The organism is Pseudomonas botevensis (assembly GCF_019145475.1).
In the GTDB taxonomy this organism is placed as follows: Bacteria; Pseudomonadota; Gammaproteobacteria; order Pseudomonadales; family Pseudomonadaceae; genus Aquipseudomonas; species Aquipseudomonas botevensis.
The window spans coordinates 198,204-212,058 of the sequence record NZ_JAHTKI010000003.1 but is presented as its reverse complement, the minus strand read 5'-3'; the positions used below and the strand labels follow the sequence as shown (position 1 = coordinate 212,058).

The window sequence follows — 13,855 nt, the reverse complement described above, 5'->3', positions numbered from 1 at the left end:
TATGACTACTGATGCAGTGCAAACCATGATCCCGACGCTCGACGTGACCGAGCGCCCGGCCCCGCGTCCCAAGGTTGAAGCCGGCGTCAAGCTGCGCGGCGCCGAGAAGGTTGCACGCATCCCGGTGAAGATCATTCCGACCACCGAACTGCCGAAGAAACCCGACTGGATCCGCGTGCGCATCCCGGTTTCCCCGGAAGTCGAGCGGATCAAGAGCCTGCTGCGCAAACACAAGCTGCACAGCGTCTGCGAAGAAGCCTCCTGCCCGAACCTGGGTGAGTGCTTCTCCGGCGGCACTGCGACCTTCATGATCATGGGCGACATCTGCACCCGTCGTTGCCCGTTCTGCGACGTCGGCCACGGTCGTCCGAAGCCACTGGACGTCAACGAGCCGGAAAGCCTGGCGATCGCCATCGCCGACCTCAAGCTCAAATACGTGGTGATCACCTCGGTTGACCGCGACGACCTGCGTGACGGCGGTGCCCAGCACTTTGCCGACTGCATCCGCGAAATCCGCAAGCTGTCGCCGAACGTGCAGCTGGAGACCCTGGTCCCGGATTACCGTGGCCGCATGGACATCGCCCTGGAAATCACCGCCGCCGAGCCGCCGGATGTGTTCAACCACAACCTGGAAACCGTACCGCGCCTGTACAAGGCCGCGCGTCCGGGTTCGGACTACCAGTGGTCGCTGACCCTGCTGCAACGCTTCAAGCAGATGATGCCGCACGTACCGACCAAGTCCGGCCTGATGCTGGGTCTGGGCGAGACCGACGAGGAAGTCATCGAAGTCATGAAGCGCATGCGCGAGCACGACATCGACATGCTGACCCTGGGGCAGTACCTGCAACCGTCCCGCAGCCACTTGCCGGTGCAGCGTTTCGTGCATCCGGACACCTTCGCCTGGTTCGCTGAGGAAGGTTACAAGATGGGCTTCAAGAACGTTGCGTCCGGTCCGCTGGTGCGTTCTTCGTACCACGCCGACGAGCAGGCGAAACTGGTCAAGGCCGAGCTGCTCGGTTCCTGATCGACGCTTGATGAACAATGCCCGCCGAGGCTTCGACGCCCGGCGGGCATTTTTTTGTCCGCAATCTGACGCACCTTTTCATGGGTCAACGTGGCCGGGCTTTTGTTTGTCGCCGTTCCTGACTACTGTGTGCTCACGACTTCACGCTGGGAGATCCATGGATGACCGTTCGACCGACTCACACCCTTTGTCCGCACAAACCGGTGCCGGCGCTGCCGTCCGAAGGCCTGATCGGCGTCATTGCGCCCGCCGGCCCCGGCGCCCTGGACACCGACAAGGCGGTGCAATGGATGCGTGCCCGGGGTTACGGACTGCGAGTGTTTCCCGGTGTCTACGAGAAGGACGGTTATCTGGCCGGCAGCGACGACGTGCGGCTCAACGATTTGCACGCGGCATTCGCTGACCCGCAGGTCGACGCGATCATTTGCCTGCGTGGCGGCTACGGCACGCCCCGTCTGCTCGACCGGATCGATTACGACTTGCTGGGCCGGCACGCCAAGCCGTTCGTCGGCTACAGCGACATCACCGCGCTGCACCTGGCGATCAGCCGTTACGCCGGGTTCGTGACCTTTCACGGGCCGTTGCTCAACGCCGACTTGCTGGGTGACAAGGAGCCACCGACCGTTACCTCGTTTTTCGCCATGCTGCGCGGGCAGATGAAGGCGGGGAGCGTACTGGCTCACCCGGCGGCCTACCCGTTGACCACCGTCGAGCCCGGCATCGCTCACGGGCGGCTGCTGGGCGGCAATCTGGCGATGATCGCCGCGACCCTGGGCACACCCTATGAGATCGACGCCGAAGGGGTGATTCTGCTGATCGAGGACATCAACGAGCCGCTGTATCGCATTGATCGTCTGCTGACCCAGATGCGCCTGGCCGGCCATCTGCACAAGTTGCGTGGGGTGTTGGTGGGGGATGTGGCCGGGGTCGAAATCGGGGCGCTGAACCGCTTGCTCAAGCAGACCTTCGAACCGTTGCGGATTCCGGTGCTGTCCGGTTGGCGCAGCGGGCATTGTGATCCGAACCTGACGTTGCCACTGGGGGCGCTGGTTCGGCTGGACGCGGGGAAGAAGGAATTGCTGCTGGAGCAGGACGTGGTGGTAAAGGCTTGACGACCTGCTGACTGACAGCCTGCCTTCGCGGGCAAGGCCGCTCCCACGGATTCAATACAGATCCGGTGGGAGCGGGCTTGCCCGCGAAGCGTTTACTGGCTGCGCAGACTCTCAAGCAGCTTGTGCGTCGGATAACCATCCGCCGGCCAGCCAAACGACTGTTGCGCGCTACGAATCGCCTTGCGCGTATTCGCGCCGATGATGCCGTCGGCAGTGCCGGCGTCGAAGTTGCGGGCGCTCAGCAGGTTTTGCAGTTCCATGCGTTCGGTGCGGCTCAGCGGCAGGTCGTCTTTCGGCCAGGTGCCGTTGATCAACCCGGCGCCATTGAATCGCTCGGACAACAGGCCGACCGCCAGGGCATAGGACGACGAGTTGTTGTACTTGAGGATCGCCCGGAAGTTGTCGAGGATCAGGAACGCCGGGCCACGATAACCGGCCGGCAGCAACAGGGCGGCGGACAGTTGTTCGGTGCCGGCGGGGGCCTGACCGCCGTTGGGCAGGATCACGCCCATTTGCCGCCATTCGGCGACACTCTTGCGAATGGCACCGTCCGCCAGCGTGTAGTTGAAACCGCTCGGCAGTTGCACTTCGAAGCCCCATGGCTGGCCGCGCTGCCAGCCGGAGCTTTGCAGGTAGTGCGCGGTCGAGGCCAGGGCGTCGGCGGCGCTGCCCCAGATGTCGCGGCGGCCATCGCCGTCAAAATCCACGGCGTGGGTGTTGTAGGTGGTCGGGATGAACTGGGTCTGGCCCATGGCGCCGGCCCAGGAACCGAGCATCTTCTCCGGCGTGATGTCGCCCTGTTGCAGGATTTGCAGCGCGGCGATCAGTTGCGCGTGGGCAAAGCCCGGACGACGGCCTTCATAGGCCAGGGTCGCCAGCGAGTTGATCACCGACTTGTTGCCCTGGAACTGGCCGAAGTTGCTTTCCATCCCCCACACCGAGACCAATGCCTGGCGATCGACGCCATAACGCTGTTCGATGCTTTGCAGAATGTCGGCGTATTGGCTGATCAGCGCCTGGCCCTTGCGAACCCGCAGTGGCGACAGGGCGCCATCGAGGTATTCCCAGACGGGGCGGGAGAATTCGGGTTGGCTGCGGTCGGCGCGGATCACGCTGGCATCGAAGCTGACGTTGGCGAAGGCGCGGTCGAACAGGTCGGCGCGGATCCCGGCGGCCAGGGCATCCTTGCGGAAACCGGCCTGCCATTCGGCGAAGGTCTGGGTGGGTTGAAGATCGAGATTGTCGGCGGACGGCACTACCGGCGGAATGATCGCTGGGGCCGTGGCGACGGGGACGGTCTGGAGCGGTTGCGCGTCGGCGGCGGTGGGTTTTTCCGCGCAGGCGACAAGCAGGGCGAAGCTTGTGGCGGCAATCAACTGGCGAACAGGCCAGCGACGGGAAAGACAAAGGGGCATGCACAGGTCCAGGGAGTACGAATCAGGTGCAGACCTTAACATGAGGAAGGGGTGCTGTGCTTCAGGCGGCCAGAAAGTAAGAAGCCTCCCAGTTGTCAGACTGGAAGGCTTCGCGGCGGTAGCTGCCTTTGCCCTTGGCGGGACGTTCCTGGCGGCTGCGGAACAGGGGCTGGGCGACGATGGATTTGGCCTTGTTAGGGCCATGTTTCGATGGCTTTTTGCTCATGAGGATTCTCGCGAGTGAGTGGGATTGCGTCGCGCATATTCTGCTCAAGTTGCGCGTCTGTCCATAGGGCAAATGCAGGTGGAGTTTGTGGGAAAAAAGATCACAAAGTCGCAGCCGGCGGCAGTTCCTGCATAAGGTGGCGCAGGTGCTGACGAAAGCTGCGGTCTTTTGTCTTATTCAGCGGGCAATGGCAGACGCTGGCCGGCCATCAACAGCGCCAGCCGGCTCAGGCTCATCCACGGCGAACCGGCCGCCTGACCCTTGATCTGCGCATCGATGCGCTGGGCTTCGAGCAACAACTGCGCCCAGCGTTGCGCCGAGTAGCGTTGCAGGGCTTTGCTCATCAGTGGCTTGCGCTTGTCCCAGACGGGCGGTTTGGCCTGGCTGAATGCCTTGTCCAGCGGCGTGCCCTGGCTGTATTGCAGGGAGATGTTCGCCAGCAGACGCAACTCCCGGGCCAGCGCCCAGAGAATCACCGGCGGTTCGACCCCTTCACCGCGCAACCCTTCGAGCATGCGCAGCGCGTGGGACGGTTCGCCGTTGAGGACGGCGTCGGTCAGGCCGAATACGTCAAAGCGTGCGCTGTCCGCCACGGCGGCCTGCACGGTTTCGACGGTGATCTGCCCGCCCTCGGCCATCAGCTTGAGCTTTTCGATTTCCTGCGCGGCGGCGAGCAGGTTGCCCTCCACGCGCGCCGCAATCAGTTCAACCGCGTCCTGACTCGCCGACAGCCCGGCCTGGGACAGGCGTTGGCGAATCCAGCTCGGCAACTGGTTGGCATCCACCGGCCAGATCTGGATGAACTGGGTTTGCGGACCTTCGACCAGCGCCTTGCCCCACTTGGTTTTCTGCGCGCTGCCATCGAGCTTGGGCAGGCTGATCAGCAGCAGCGTGTCCTCGGCCGGGCGTGAGCAATATTCAATCAGGGCGGCCGCGCCTTTGTCGCCGGGCTTGCCCGAAGGCAGGCGCAGCTCCAGCAGGCGTTTTTCGGCGAACAGCGACAGGCTGGCGCCGGCCAGCAGCAGACTGCCCCAATCGAAATTGGCATCGGCGGCGAACACCTGGCGTTCGTCGAAACCCTGTTGGCGGGCGGCGGTGCGAATGGCGTCGGCGGCTTCCTGGCACAGCAACGGGTCATCACCGCTGATGACGTAGACTGGCGCGAGGGCGCCTTGCAGGTGCTTGCCGAGTTGAGCGGGAGCGAGCTTCATAAGAAATGGCGAACGGGGCGCCTGAGCGCCCCGAACGTCTTACTGCTGCGGCAGTTCGAGCGGCGACTGACGCGGAGTTTCCGCTTCAGCCTTCTGCGCCGCTTCCAGCGCGTCGGCTTCAGCCTTGGCGCGGTCGTTGGCGGCTTGTTGCAGCTGTTGCAGTTGACCCGGGGTCAGCTGTTGCAGGCGCAGCATCATGCGTTGAACCAGCTCGCGGCGGGTTTCGCGACGGGCGTCGTTGGCTTCCTGGTCGGAGCCGACGAGGTTGTTGCCGTCGTGGATGAACACCTTCTGCACTTCGAGCTTGTCGCTCAGCAGGGCCAGGTTGCGGTCGCCACGGATGTCATAGTTCAGCACGGTGCTGACCTGATATTCGCCAGTACGGCCGGCACCGGCGTAGCTGAGGATGCGCTGGGTTTCCTGCTCATCCGACAGGTACAGCTTGTACGGCGCGCCGGTGTAAACCTTGACGCCGCTGGCCTCCAGCGTCTGACGCAGTTGGGTGACGGTTTCGCCATAGGCGTTGCGGGCACTCAGGTCGAGTTCCTTGATCGTCAGTTCGCTGGTGCCAGTACCGCGCAGGTGGAAACCGCAGGCGCTCAACAGGACCGCGAGGCCCATCACCAGCAGATTGCGTTTGATCATTGTGTTGCTCCCCTTGAAACCATGTGGGCCGACCCTGCGGCCCGAAAGGTTTTACTGGACGCCAGGCCGACCTGGCGCCCGATCCAATTAGCTGGCGACGATATTGACCAGTTTCCCGGGCACTACGATCACTTTGCGAATCGTCAGGCCGTCGACGAAGCGCAGCACGTTCTCATTGGCGCGCGCAGCGGCTTCGACTTCCTCGCGGCTGGCGCTGGCCGGCATTTCGATCTGGCCGCGCAGCTTGCCGTTCACCTGAATGACCAGCTGCAGCGTGTCCTGGACCAGTGCGCTGTCATCCTGCACCGGCCAGCGGGCATCGATCACGGCGTCGGCGTGGCCCAGCTTGTTCCACAGTTCGTGGCTGATGTGCGGAGTGATCGGCGCCAGCAGCAGCGTGACGGTTTCCAGACCTTCCTGAATCAGCGCGCGATCCTGTTCGGTGCCTTGCGCGGCTTTTTCCAGCACATTCATCAGCGTCATCACCTGGGCGATGGCGGTGTTGAATTTGTGGTTCTGGCCGACGTCCTGGCTGGCTTGCTTGATCGCCAGGTGGATCGAGCGACGCACGGCTTTCTGCTCGTCGTTCAGGCTGGCGATGTCCAGCTTGCCCGGCAGACCCTGAGTGATATGGGCCTGCGCCAGACGCCAGACGCGCTTGAGGAAGCGGTGCGAACCTTCCACGCCGGAGTCGGACCATTCGGCGCTCATGTCGGGCGGCGAGGCGAACATCATGAACAGGCGGCAGGTGTCGGCACCGAACTGGTCGATCATCGACTGCGGGTCGACGCCGTTGTTCTTCGACTTGGCCATCTTCTCGGTGCCGCCGATTTCCACCGGCAGGCCATCGGCGATCAGCTTGGCGCTGATGACCTTGGCCTTGCTGTCACGCTCGAGTTCGACATCCGCCGGGTTGAACCAGGTGTAGGCGCCGTTGGCTTCGCGACGGTAGTAAGTCTCGGCGACCACCATGCCCTGGGTCAGCAGGTTCTTGAACGGCTCGTTGGAGTTCACCAGGCCTTCGTCGCGCATCAGCTTGTGGAAGAAACGCGCGTAGAGCAGGTGAAGAATGGCGTGTTCGATACCGCCGATGTACTGATCCACCGGCAGCCAGTGGTTGGCGGCGGCCGGGTCGACCAGGCCACCTTGATAGTGCGGCGAGGCGTAGCGGGCGTAGTACCACGACGACTCGACGAAGGTGTCCATGGTGTCGGTTTCGCGCTTGGCAGGCTGGCCGCATTTCGGGCAGGTGCACTCGTAGAATTCGGGCATGCGCGCCAATGGCGAACCGGCGCCGTCCGGCACCACGTCCTCTGGCAGCACGACCGGCAACTGGTCTTCCGGCACCGGTACGTCGCCACAGCTGTCGCAGTGGATGATCGGGATCGGGCAGCCCCAGTAGCGCTGGCGGCTGATGCCCCAGTCGCGCAGGCGGAACTGGGTGCGCGAGGCGCCAAGTTCTTTCTTGATCAGGGCGACTTCCATGGCGTCGAACGCGCCGGCGAAGTCCAGACCGTCGAATTCGCCGGAGTTGATCAGCGTGCCGTGCTCGCCGTAGGCGTCTTGCCACGGGGCCGGGTTGGTGTCACCGGAGCTGGTGCGCACCACCGATTTGACCGGCAGGTTGTACTTGTGGGCGAATTCGAAATCGCGCTCGTCGTGGGCCGGCACAGCCATTACCGCGCCATCGCCGTAGTGCATCAGCACGTAGTTGGCGACCCAGACCGGCAGTTTTTCGCCGGTCAGCGGATGTTCGACGAACAGGCCGGTCGGCAGGCCTTTTTTCTCCTGGGTGGCGACGTCGGCTTCGGCGACGCTGCCGCCCTTGCATTCAGCGATGAACGCTTGCAGCTCGGGATTGTTCTGTGCGGCCAGGGAGGCCAGGTGGTGCTCGGCGGCCACGGCGACGTAGGTCGCGCCCATCAGGGTGTCCGGACGGGTGGTAAAGACTTTCAGGGTGCCGGTTTCGCCGATGGAGTCGACGTTGTACGGGAACTGCACTTCCATCCCGCGCGACTTGCCGATCCAGTTGCGCTGCATGGTCTTGACCTGTTCCGGCCAGCCGGTCAGTTCGTCGAGGCTCTCCAGCAGCTCATCCGCGTAGGCAGTGATCTTGAAGTAGTACATCGGGATTTCGCGCTTCTCGATCAGCGCGCCGGAACGCCAGCCGCGACCGTCGATCACCTGCTCGTTGGCCAGTACGGTCTGGTCGATCGGGTCCCAGTTCACGGTGCCGTTCTTGCGGTAGATCACGCCTTTTTCGAACAGGCGGGTGAACAGCCATTGTTCCCAGCGGTAGTAATCCGGCTTGCAGGTGGTCACTTCGCGGGACCAGTCCACCGCCAGGCCCAGGCTGCGCAGCTGGGACTTCATGTAGGCGATGTTTTCGTAGGTCCATTTGGCGGGCGCCACGTTGTTCTTCATCGCGGCGTTTTCCGCCGGCATGCCGAAGGCGTCCCAACCCATCGGTTGCAGGACGTTCTTGCCTTGCATGCGCTGATAGCGGGAGATCACGTCGCCGATGGTGTAGTTGCGCACGTGCCCCATGTGTAGCTTGCCGCTGGGGTAAGGGAACATCGACAGGCAGTAGTAAGTCTCCTTGCCTGGCTGTTCACTGACTTCAAAGGACTTTTGCTCGTCCCAGAACGACTGGGCGGCGGCTTCGATTTCACGGGGCTGATATTGTTCGTGCATGGCTACTTTTGTACTGGATAGGGGTGGCCTAATCCTCTTCAATGCGACATCCGGGGCGGCCCGGACGAGCTGGAAGTGGAGTTACAGGAAGCGCCGTAGCATACATGACCGCCCTTGGCCTAGGGAAACCCTGATTGCAGCCGTTCGGACCCCGAAAACCGTGGCGAGGGCCGTTGGTCGCGGCGTGCAGCCGGTTTGTGCAGCGAAGCTAAGCTCTAACTGGGGAGTGAGTCTTATCTTCAATGAGGTGAGGGATGGTGGAGTCACAGCAAAAAAACGTAACCAAACCCGAGTTGTACGAGCGGTTGATCGACCGTCTGGGGATGGCCCTGGACGCCGCAAAAACCGCTGGCCGGCTGCGCGACGAGCGCCCCCTGGAGCTGGAATTGCGTGGCTTGAGCCCCGCCGAGTTCAAACTGGTCAAGGCCTATCTGGATCGCAGTGAGCGTGAAACCCACGGATATCTGTCTCAAGCAGTGAAGCAACTCGATGCAGCACATTCAGCCAAGGTCATCTGGCTCAAGGACAAGGCGCCCGGCAGAGACACCGTCAAGGTTCGCTCGCTGCAGGCCAAGTAAACGCATGGCAGGTCAAGAAACGGATCTTTTTCAACGGGATCCGCCCCTATCGGTTGTCGCGCTGCATTAACCCACTTAGGCTTCGGGCATCTCTGGAGATGCCCGATGTTATTCCGTTACTTCATCAAACAACTTCTGCTGCCACCCGGCATTCTTTTTCTGCTGTTGCTGATCGCCTGGTGGTTGCGCCGTGCCCGCCCGCGACTGGCCGGCCTGTGCTTCGCCCTGGGGCTGGGCGGGTTGTGGCTGATGAGCCTGCCGGTGGTCGTGCAATGGAGTGCCAAGGCGCTGGAACGCGAGCCGCCGCTGGCCCGGGAAGAATGGGCCGGCCTGGCCCGGCGTGCCGACGCGATCGTGGTGCTGGGGTCCGGCCGCGAGCGCGGCGATCTGGCCTGGGGCGAGGATCAGCCGACCGGTGTGGGGCTTGAGCGTCAACGTTATGCGGCGCGTCTGGCCAAGGCGTCCGGACTGCCGATTCTGACCAGCGGCGGCTTGCATTACGGCACGCCGCCGACGGAAGCGAAGCTGATGGCCGATTCGCTGCGCGACGATTTCGGCGTGTCCGTTCGCTGGCAGGAAGGCAAGAGCCGCACGACCTGGGAAAACGCGCTGTTCAGTGCCGATATCTTGCTACCGGAAGGCGTCAAGCGTGTGGTGGTCGTGACCCAGGCCTGGCACATGCCGCGCGCGGTGTGGAGTTTTCAGCAGGCTGGTTTCGAGGTGGTGGCGGCGCCGGTGGGATTCCTCGGCACGGACAACGCCCGGCCGTTCGGCGGCTGGCTGCCGGAGTTCAAGTCGATCTGGCAGAGCGGGCAGTTGCTGAACGAAGCGGTGGGGCAGGTGGGGTATTCGATGTTCTATCGAGGTGGTGAAACCCCGGACTGATCCGCTGTCGCGGATGCCGTCTTCGCGAGCTGGCCCGCTCAGTCTGGGGGAGAGGGCTGGCTCGCGAAGCGTTTACAGGGTCTTGGACATCCGGCCTGTCATCAAGGCCCAGCCAAACAGCAGCACGCACAGAATGATCAGCGGCCACGAGCGCCATTGCAGGTACGGCGTGAGGTTGTGCATCGGCACCACTTCGCCGTACAGCACGCCCTGTTCGAACTGCGGAATGCGCTCGGTGATCTGCCCGAACGGGTTGATCAGGCCGGTCACGCCGTTGTTGGTGGCGCGGATCATCCAGCGACCGGCCTCAAGAGCGCGCATCTGCGCCATCTGCAAGTGCTGCAGCGGGCCGATCGAGGTGCCGAACCAGGTGTCATTGCTGATGGTCAGCAGCAGATCGCTGCGTGCGGCCAGACCGGCGGCAAACTCTGGATAGACCACTTCGTAACAGATGAACGGCGCAATCTGATAACCCTTGGCCTGCAGCAGCGGCTGATCGGCCGGGCCTCGGGCGAAGTCGGACATTGGCAGGTCAAAGAACGCGATCAGGCCACGCAGGAGGTCCTGCAACGGCACGTACTCGCCGAACGGCACCAACTTCTGCTTCAGATAGGTGCCATCGCCTTCGCCGACCACGGTGATGCCGTTGAAGAAGCGTTTTTCGTGACGAACCATTTCGCGAATCGGCACGCCGGTAATCAGCGCCGATTTACGCTCGGCGGCGAAGTTGCCCATCATGCTCAGGTAGCCCTCGGCGGACTCCTTCAGCACCGGGACGGCGGTTTCCGGCCAGATCAGCAGATCCACCGGTCTGGAACGGAAGCTCAGGTCGCGGTACAGCGCCAGTTGCGCGTTGAGCTGCGCCGGGTCCCACTTCATGCTCTGTTCGACGTTGCCCTGAATCGCCGCAACGCTCAGCGGTGCGCCGGCCGGGCTGGTCCAGGCGTGGCCCTTGAGCGCGATGCCGGCGACCCATGGCCCGATCAGCAACACCAGACCGGCGGCGACAAAGCCCTTGCGGCCGGATTGCAGCAGGCGTGGTGCGTTGTAGATCAGCGCAGCGGTCAGCGCGAGGACGAACGACACCAGCCACATGCCGCCCACCGGAGCGAGCCCGGCCAGCGGGCCGTCGAGCTGGCTGTAGCCGGAGTACAGCCACGGGAAACCGGTGAGGAACCAGCCGCGAAACGCTTCCTGGCCGACCCACAGCGCCGCGAATGCCAGGGCATCGGCCAGTGGCGCTTCGTTACGCCGCAGCCAGCGCGCCCAGAGCCACGCGGGCAGGGCGAAGAACCAGGCGATCGCCGCCGTGAAAATCAGCATCAGGAACCCGGCCAGCAGCACCGAGGCGCCGCCGAAGTGGTGGATGCTGTAATAGATCCAGCTGGTGCCGGCGCCGAACAGACCGAAACCGAAGCACCAGCCACGACCCAGGGCCTGGCGCGGACTCAGTTCCCGCAGGCCGGCGTAGAACAGGCCGACCGCCAGCAAGGCCAGCGGCCAGATGTCGAACGGCGCCAGAGCGAAGGTGGTGATTGCACCGGCCGCCACGGCCAGCAGGTTACCGGGCCAGCCGGGGCGGGTTGTCCAGCGCATTTCGATCCTTAAAAGATTACCGGGCGATTGGCGTGAGTCGCAGCAAATGAATCCGACGGCTGTCGGCGTTCAGGATGCGGAAACGATAGGCGCCGATTTCAGTGATTTCGTTGCGTTTTGGCAAGTGCCCGAACGCGCTCATCACCAAGCCGCCAACGGTGTCGAACTCGTCGTCGGAGAACTCGCTGTCGAAAAACTCGTTGAAGTTCTCGATCGGCGTCAGGGCCTTGATCAGGAAATCACCGCTGGGCAGCGGCTTGATGTAGCTGTCTTCTTCGACATCGTGCTCGTCTTCGATGTCGCCGACGATCTGTTCCAGCACGTCTTCGATGGTCACCAGGCCCGCCACGCCGCCGTATTCGTCAATGACGATGGCCATGTGGTTGTGGTTGGCGCGGAACTCGCGCAGCAACACGTTCAGGCGCTTGGACTCCGGCACGAAGGTGGCCGGGCGCAGCAGATCCTTAATGTTGAAGCTGTCGCCGTTCTCCTTGAGGATCAGCGGCAGCAGATCCTTGGCCAGCAGCACGCCCATCACGTCGTCGTGGCTTTCGCCGATGACCGGGTAGCGCGAGTGGGCCGAGTCGACCACCGCCGGGAGGAATTCGCGGGGTGTCTGGGTCGCCTTGATGCTGATCATCTGCGAACGCGGCACCATGATGTCGCGCACTTGCAGGTCAGCCACCTGGATGGCGCCCTCGACGATGGCCAGCGCTTCGCTGTCCAGCAGTTTGTTCTGATGTGCATCGCGCAGCAGCTCCAGCAGCTCCTGGCGGTTCTTCGGCTCGTGGGCAAAAGCCTGGGTCAGTTTACCCAGCCAGGACTTCTGCCCGTTGCTCGATCGATCTTCGCTCATAGCGATTACTCTGAATCCTTTGTTGTAACGATAGGGGATGTTTCGGTTTCGTCGTCCGCGTACGGATCGGGGTAGCCCAGTTCGGCAAGCAACTCGCGTTCCAGTGCTTCCATTTCTTCGGCTTCTTCGTCATCTATATGGTCGTAACCAAGCAGATGCAAGCAGCCGTGAATGACCAGATGTGCCCAGTGGGCCTTCAGTTCCTTGCCCTGTTCGGCGGCTTCGCGCTCGACCACCGCCACGCAGATCACCAGATCGCCCAGCAGCGGGATGTCGAGAAACTCGTCGGGCACTTCGGCCGGGAAGGACAGGACGTTGGTCGCGTAATCCTTGTGGCGCCAGGTGTGATTGAGTTCGCGGCCTTCTTCCTCGTCAACCAGACGAATGGTCATTTCCGAGTCGGCAGTGCGCTGGCGCAGGGCCAGCTCGCACCATTGGCGGAATTCGGCTTCGTTCGGCGCGCGCGCTTCGGTCGCGATTTGCAGATCCAGCTCAAGCATCGCGTGAGGCTTCCCTGGCGGCTTCGGCATGGGTTTCGAAGCGCTCGTAGGCTTCGACGATGCGTTGAACCAGTGGATGGCGCACCACGTCCTTGGGCTGGAAGTGGGTGAAGCTGATGCCCGGCACGTCTTTGAGGACTTCGATCACATGATGCAGCCCGGACTTGGTGCCGCGCGGCAGGTCGACCTGGGTGATGTCACCGGTGATCACCGCCGTGGAGCCGAAACCGATCCGCGTCAGGAACATTTTCATCTGTTCGACGGTGGTGTTCTGGCTCTCATCGAGAATGATGAAGCTGTTGTTCAGCGTGCGACCGCGCATGTAGGCCAGCGGGGCGACCTCGATCACCTGGCGCTCGATCAGCTTGGCCACGTATTCGAAGCCGAGCATTTCGTAGAGCGCGTCGTAGAGCGGGCGCAGGTACGGGTCGATCTTTTGGGCCAGGTCACCGGGCAGGAAGCCGAGTTTTTCACCCGCCTCGACCGCCGGACGCACCAGCAGGATGCGGCGGATCTGCTCGCGCTCCAGGGCATCCACCGCGCAGGCCACGGCCAGGTAGGTCTTGCCAGTGCCGGCCGGGCCGATGCCGAAGTTGATGTCGTTGCCGAGGATTTCCTTCACGTAGCGCAACTGATTCAAGCCCCGTGGGCGAATCATGCCTTTCTTGGTGCGCAGGGCGACGGAGGCTTCGGCGGGGGCGTGATTGTCCAGCTCGACGACGGATGATTCCTGCAGGAACAGGTGAACCATATCCGGCGACAGCTCTGAACCCTTGGTTTCCCGGTACAGGCGGCGAATCAGATGTTCCGCAGAGGTGGTGAGCTTGGGTTCGCCGATCAGCTCGAACTGGTTTCCGCGATTGCGGATCTCGATGGCCAGGCGTTGTTCGATCAGGCGCAGATGCTCGTCGAACTGCCCGCACAGATTGGCGAAGCGGCGAGCTTCAAACGGCTCGAGGATAAAACGATGGGGTTCTATGGGTGCGTTCAAGGTCGTATTTAGCCGCCCTGGGGCAATTGGAATGAAATCAAGAATAACGCCAGTGGCGTGGGCGCGAAAGCTCTTAAATATCGCCAGCCGATTCCGGCCTCTGGCACTGCAGCCGTGGGAGC

General features: G+C 62.9%; 13 protein-coding genes. 4 read left to right on the top strand and 9 right to left on the bottom strand.

Annotation, left to right across the window (positions count from 1 at the left end):
- Positions 1-25: 25 nt before the first annotated feature.
- Together lipA and KVQ74_RS06480 are read left to right on the top strand one after the other, a co-directional pair.
- Positions 26-1,024, top strand: coding sequence for a lipoyl synthase (gene lipA, locus KVQ74_RS06485; RefSeq protein WP_217830310.1), 999 nt, complete (start codon positions 26-28; stop codon positions 1,022-1,024).
- Between the two features lie 161 nt (positions 1,025-1,185).
- Positions 1,186-2,136 (top strand): S66 peptidase family protein, encoded by a 951-nt coding sequence (locus KVQ74_RS06480; RefSeq protein ID WP_217830163.1) that lies wholly within the window; start codon positions 1,186-1,188, stop codon positions 2,134-2,136.
- 92 nt (positions 2,137-2,228) lie between these two features.
- On the opposite strand, the gene KVQ74_RS06475 is transcribed toward KVQ74_RS06480, so the two are convergent.
- The 5 genes from KVQ74_RS06475 to leuS all read right to left on the bottom strand — a co-directional run bounded on the left by KVQ74_RS06475 (position 2,229) and on the right by leuS (position 8,327).
- Positions 2,229-3,551 carry a lytic murein transglycosylase gene (locus KVQ74_RS06475; RefSeq protein ID WP_217830162.1) on the bottom strand — a complete coding sequence of 441 codons (1,323 nt, stop codon included), beginning with the start codon at positions 3,549-3,551 and terminating at the stop codon, positions 2,229-2,231.
- A 61-nt stretch (positions 3,552-3,612) separates the two neighbouring features.
- Positions 3,613-3,777 (bottom strand): alternative ribosome rescue factor ArfA, encoded by a 165-nt coding sequence (gene arfA, locus KVQ74_RS06470; protein WP_128615297.1) that lies wholly within the window; start codon positions 3,775-3,777, stop codon positions 3,613-3,615.
- Between the two features lie 173 nt (positions 3,778-3,950).
- Positions 3,951-4,988 (bottom strand): DNA polymerase III subunit delta, encoded by a 1,038-nt coding sequence (gene holA, locus KVQ74_RS06465; protein ID WP_217830161.1) that lies wholly within the window; start codon positions 4,986-4,988, stop codon positions 3,951-3,953.
- Positions 4,989-5,027: 39 nt separating this feature from the next.
- Entirely contained in the window at positions 5,028-5,633 is a 606-nt protein-coding gene (locus tag KVQ74_RS06460; RefSeq protein WP_217830160.1) for an LPS-assembly lipoprotein LptE, read from the bottom strand.
- Positions 5,634-5,720: 87 nt separating this feature from the next.
- Positions 5,721-8,327, bottom strand: a complete 2,607-nt coding sequence (leuS, locus tag KVQ74_RS06455) for a leucine--tRNA ligase (RefSeq protein ID WP_217830159.1) — start codon at positions 8,325-8,327, stop codon at positions 5,721-5,723.
- A gap of 254 nt (positions 8,328-8,581) precedes the next feature.
- On the opposite strand from leuS, the gene KVQ74_RS06450 reads away from it, so the two are divergent.
- Positions 8,582-8,905 (top strand): hypothetical protein, encoded by a 324-nt coding sequence (locus KVQ74_RS06450; RefSeq protein WP_217830158.1) that lies wholly within the window; start codon positions 8,582-8,584, stop codon positions 8,903-8,905.
- Positions 8,906-9,010: 105 nt separating this feature from the next.
- Positions 9,011-9,790, top strand: coding sequence for a YdcF family protein (locus KVQ74_RS06445; RefSeq protein WP_217830157.1), 780 nt, complete (start codon positions 9,011-9,013; stop codon positions 9,788-9,790).
- Positions 9,791-9,862: 72 nt separating this feature from the next.
- On the opposite strand, the gene lnt is transcribed toward KVQ74_RS06445, so the two are convergent.
- From lnt to KVQ74_RS06425, 4 genes are read right to left on the bottom strand one after another with little or no spacing between them, the layout of a single operon-like run.
- Positions 9,863-11,386: an apolipoprotein N-acyltransferase gene (lnt, locus tag KVQ74_RS06440; protein WP_217830156.1), complete on the bottom strand. Its 1,524-nt coding sequence runs from the start codon at positions 11,384-11,386 to the stop codon at positions 9,863-9,865.
- Positions 11,387-11,402: 16 nt separating this feature from the next.
- Positions 11,403-12,242: an HlyC/CorC family transporter gene (locus KVQ74_RS06435; protein ID WP_007909641.1), complete on the bottom strand. Its 840-nt coding sequence runs from the start codon at positions 12,240-12,242 to the stop codon at positions 11,403-11,405.
- 5 nt (positions 12,243-12,247) lie between these two features.
- A complete protein-coding gene (gene ybeY, locus KVQ74_RS06430) occupies positions 12,248-12,742 on the bottom strand; it encodes an rRNA maturation RNase YbeY (protein ID WP_217830155.1) in 495 nt (164 codons plus the stop codon).
- Complete coding sequence (locus tag KVQ74_RS06425; protein WP_217830154.1) at positions 12,735-13,733, bottom strand: PhoH family protein; 999 nt, start codon at positions 13,731-13,733, stop codon at positions 12,735-12,737. Before KVQ74_RS06425 ends, ybeY begins: the two co-directional genes overlap by 8 nt.
- Between the last annotated feature and the right edge of the window lie 122 nt (positions 13,734-13,855).

What these genes read in the sequence shown, in the direction of transcription:
- arfA (WP_128615297.1), bottom strand. Translation starts at nt 3,777, where the DNA reads ATGAGCAAAAAGCCATCGAAACATGGCCCTAACAAGGCCAAATCCATC.
- KVQ74_RS06445 (WP_217830157.1), top strand. Translation starts at nt 9,011, where the DNA reads ATGTTATTCCGTTACTTCATCAAACAACTTCTGCTGCCACCCGGCATT.
- KVQ74_RS06480 (WP_217830163.1), top strand. Translation starts at nt 1,186, where the DNA reads ATGACCGTTCGACCGACTCACACCCTTTGTCCGCACAAACCGGTGCCG.
- lnt (WP_217830156.1), bottom strand. Translation starts at nt 11,386, where the DNA reads ATGCGCTGGACAACCCGCCCCGGCTGGCCCGGTAACCTGCTGGCCGTG.
- KVQ74_RS06475 (WP_217830162.1), bottom strand. Translation starts at nt 3,551, where the DNA reads ATGCCCCTTTGTCTTTCCCGTCGCTGGCCTGTTCGCCAGTTGATTGCC.
- KVQ74_RS06450 (WP_217830158.1), top strand. Translation starts at nt 8,582, where the DNA reads ATGGTGGAGTCACAGCAAAAAAACGTAACCAAACCCGAGTTGTACGAG.
- ybeY (WP_217830155.1), bottom strand. Translation starts at nt 12,742, where the DNA reads ATGCTTGAGCTGGATCTGCAAATCGCGACCGAAGCGCGCGCGCCGAAC.
- KVQ74_RS06435 (WP_007909641.1), bottom strand. Translation starts at nt 12,242, where the DNA reads ATGAGCGAAGATCGATCGAGCAACGGGCAGAAGTCCTGGCTGGGTAAA.
- leuS (WP_217830159.1), bottom strand. Translation starts at nt 8,327, where the DNA reads ATGCACGAACAATATCAGCCCCGTGAAATCGAAGCCGCCGCCCAGTCG.
- holA (WP_217830161.1), bottom strand. Translation starts at nt 4,988, where the DNA reads ATGAAGCTCGCTCCCGCTCAACTCGGCAAGCACCTGCAAGGCGCCCTC.
- KVQ74_RS06460 (WP_217830160.1), bottom strand. Translation starts at nt 5,633, where the DNA reads ATGATCAAACGCAATCTGCTGGTGATGGGCCTCGCGGTCCTGTTGAGC.
- lipA (WP_217830310.1), top strand. Translation starts at nt 26, where the DNA reads ATGATCCCGACGCTCGACGTGACCGAGCGCCCGGCCCCGCGTCCCAAG.